Below are 2,804 nucleotides of genomic sequence, written 5' to 3' on the forward strand. Positions count from 1 at the left end.
TATGTTAAAACACAACGTTCTTGATGAGATTACGGCAAGGCTGGATTCCAGACTGGAATGACATCATCCTTTTTTGGGATTCCAGTGCAGCTACTTGCATCTGCCACCTGCAAACTGCAATGTTCGTACAGATGTAGGTGCTAAGTTTTACAAACACCACGTTGTGCTGAACCTATATCCACTTCTTTCAATTCAGTGGTAGGTTTTGGTTCAGCGATGGGTTTTGATATTGTGTATGTAATGCCACCAGCTATCAGTGCAGATACCACAGAAGCTGCAACTATTAATAGAGCAGACAATCCGAAAGCAATACTAAGAGCAGCACCTACTGCTAACATAGCTGCAAGGCTCGCGTAGGCAACTTTTGGGGAAAATTGTCTTTTTCCTACTTTTTCTAGTGACACTTCATTTGTTTTAGTTTTGCCCAGTTCACCATCAAGTGGTGTGTTTTCATTCTCCAGACTTCTTATTTTTTGTGTTAGTGATTCATTCTCTTTATTGAATTGTTTCAACTTAGTCTCATGTCTAGCTATACAACTTTTTGATTCTGCTAGTTCCTTTTGCGCTTTTTCTAACAACACTTTTGTTTTAGAATGCTTATTTTCGTTTTCTTCTAATTCGCTATTAAGCGTTGTATTTTTACTTTCTAGATCTTGTATTTTTTGTTCTAGTGATTCATTCTCTTCATTGAGTTTCTCCAGTACTTCCAATTTAGTCTCATGTTCAGTGACACAATTTCTCAATTCTGTTAGTTCCTTTTGCGCTTTTCCTAGTCCACCCTCAAGTGTTGTGTTTTTACTTTCTAGATCTTGTATTTTTTGTTTTAGCAATTCATTCTTTTTCTGCTCATCCTTTAGCTGAGTACGTAATTCTTTTAACTTAGCTTTACGTTTTTCAACCTTTTCTGCTTTTTCTGGAGTTTCCGTTGCGTTGTGTGTTTTGGAATGAGAAAAGGTACTAGGTACAACCTCAGATGGCTGATCACACATACTGTTTAGTCTATCTATTAGGTCTTCATCCTTTATCAATGAGCGATCTGCTCCATGTTTTATCAAAAGGTTGGCTAATTCTTTATTGTCATATTTAACAGCAAAGTGTAAAGGGATATGTCCATCTTCATCTTGTGCATTAACATTTGCTCCATTATCTATTAGATACTTTACAATCTCTACATAACCATGCACAGCAGCATAATGTAAAGGGGTATGTTTATCTCTATTTCGTACATCAACATCTGCTCCATGTTTTATCAAAAGTTTTGCTAATTCTTTATTGTTATCTGCAACAGCCCAATGTAAAGGGGTCACGCCATCTTTATCTTGTGCATTAATGTCTTCTCCATTTTCTAATATAGATTGGCCTAAAGTTTCAGATCCATCTCCATCAAAACATATTCCACTGTCGTCACTACTACTTTTATTTAAAAAGGTCTGTTCCCCATTATGTATAGTATACTGCTCTGGATGTTGATTGTGCAAGTAATCTTGTTCTACGCGCTTTTTATTATTGGCAAATCTTTGTTCTGTCTCTTGCAATTTTTGCAACATAGCATCTCTTTCTCTTATAGCTTGTTTTCTTTCTAATGTATCATCTACTTTGTTTATATTGTTTTCATTAGTGATTGAGTTTGAAGAAGTCTGTTCATCCTCATCTTGTACATAGATTTCTCTGCTGTTTGGTGTAGTTCCGTTGTTCTCTTTCTGATCTCTTGCATTCCATGCTTGCACTGCAGCAGTTATTCTATTTCCGCCCACAGCTGAATTTCCTGGAGTTTTATTATTAGACTGCAGTAAAGTGTCTTGTCTATAAGGTTGTCTTCTCGTAGCTCTTGCCTCAGCATAGCGTTGTTCTCCTTCCTCTAACGTTTTTATTATAGCCTTTTTACCTTCTACATTGCCAACAACATCCCTTGGAGTTTGGCCTTGACTATCTTTTAGTGAAGGATTTGCGTTATTGTTCAATAAAAGCTGAGCTATCTCTTGATGACCATGCAAAGCAGCAATGTGCAAAGCAGTTAATTGAGACTTAGCTCCATCAAGTTCATATATTGGTTCATTAACTTTTGCTTCCTTTGCTAGTAGGAGTTTTACTATTGGTACACTGTTACATTCCACAGCAAGATGTACCAACATATAACTTACAATTTTGTCTGAATCTAATATACTGAACATCTTATCTATCTTCAAATTGTTACAAGTGCTATATACTTTTGAGTCTGCATCTTTTAGCTTACTCCCTATTCTTTCAAGTAAATTATTCTCATTTAAACCTTCACTCTTGCTTACCTCATTTATTATTTCAAAAAACTTTTCCTTTTTTATTGCCATAACCTTCCCTCTCAATTTATTTATTATTGCTGAACAGTCTCACAAAAAAGTTAAGTTTGTCGAAATTCCATGTTTGATCTAAAAATTAGTCATAAACATTTTCTATCCAAGTAGCTGACACTGGTTCACTCTATAATGGTGTCACAGCAGTCCTACATCATGCCACCGCGAACCGTCATACCGCGATTCATTCGCGGTATCTCGGCCGCTAACACGTAGCGGGATGACAATTGTCAGGGTGTCATTCCAGTGCTCCTTTCTCGTCATCCGAGTAGCTGACACTGGGATCCAGAAAAAAGAATGGTGTCATCCCAGTACTCCTTTCTCGTCATCCCAGTGCCTATTTCTTTGTCATCCCAGTGCCCAGACACTGGTTCCCTTTATGACGGTGTCATTCCAGTGCTTGACACTGGAATCTAGTCTTTATTATGCAGCTACTTATTTAAAGTTAAGATCTCTGGATCCCAGTGTCAAGCA

The 2,804-nt window shown here is 37.2% G+C and carries 2 protein-coding genes; one reads left to right on the top strand and one right to left on the bottom strand.

Going from position 1 to position 2,804, the window contains the following annotated elements; translation table 11 throughout:
• Positions 1-140 precede the first annotated feature (140 nt).
• Complete coding sequence (locus BA053_RS05865; RefSeq protein WP_082942385.1) at positions 141-2,327, bottom strand: ankyrin repeat domain-containing protein; 2,187 nt, start codon at positions 2,325-2,327, stop codon at positions 141-143.
• A 223-nt stretch (positions 2,328-2,550) separates the two neighbouring features.
• Between BA053_RS05865 and BA053_RS07525 the strand changes: the two genes are divergently transcribed.
• Positions 2,551-2,804 (top strand): hypothetical protein (locus tag BA053_RS07525; protein WP_458695152.1); only part of this gene is annotated, 254 nt, incomplete at its 3' end.

Source organism: Wolbachia endosymbiont of Nomada ferruginata (genome assembly GCF_001675785.1).
Taxonomy (GTDB): domain Bacteria; phylum Pseudomonadota; class Alphaproteobacteria; order Rickettsiales; family Anaplasmataceae; genus Wolbachia; species Wolbachia pipientis.

What these genes read in the sequence shown, in the direction of transcription:
- BA053_RS05865 (WP_082942385.1), bottom strand. Translation starts at nt 2,327, where the DNA reads ATGGCAATAAAAAAGGAAAAGTTTTTTGAAATAATAAATGAGGTAAGC.